The organism is Campylobacter sp. FU_497 (assembly GCF_025772425.1).
Lineage (GTDB): Bacteria > Campylobacterota > Campylobacteria > Campylobacterales > Campylobacteraceae > Campylobacter_D > Campylobacter_D lari_C.
In genome coordinates this window covers 1-520 of sequence record NZ_JAKMSC010000042.1, presented here as the reverse complement: position 1 = coordinate 520, position 520 = coordinate 1, and the positions used below count along the sequence as shown (strand labels likewise).

The 520-nt window shown below is 34.6% G+C and carries 1 protein-coding gene; it reads left to right on the top strand.

Annotated elements, in window-relative coordinates; all coding sequences use genetic code 11:
* Positions 1–33: 33 nt before the first annotated feature.
* On the top strand, positions 34–520 hold a 487-nt coding region (locus L8W68_RS08195; RefSeq protein ID WP_263675761.1), incomplete at its 3' end, for a major outer membrane protein.

The window sequence follows — 520 nt, the reverse complement described above, 5'->3', positions numbered from 1 at the left end:
GCCATAGTTTTAATTTTAATAAGGAGAATTCTCATGAAACTAGTTAAACTTAGTTTAGTAGCAGCTTTAGCTGCAGGTGCTTTTTCAGCAGCTAACGCTGTTTCACTTGAAGAAGCTATAAAAGATGTTGATGTATCAGGAATGATGAGATACAGATTCCAATCTGATAGATTAACTCAAGGCGATAGCATTGCAGATAAAGGTTACAACAGCTCAAAAAATAACGAGCATAAATTTAAAGCACAATTAAACTTCAAAGCAGCTTTAGATGATAACTTCAAAGCTTTCGTTCAATTCCAATACAATGCAACTGACTTTGGTTTTGGCAAAGGTAAAAAAGGTACTACTACAAGCGATACATTTGCTGTAAATCAAGCTTACTTAGAATACACTAACGAAGCTTATGCTACAAGCGTAACTTTCGGTAAAATGGAAGTTGGTTCTATTTGGACTGATGACTTAGTAGGAACAGGAGCTAAAGTAGTAAATACTTCTATCGAAGGTTTAACTTTTGCTGGTT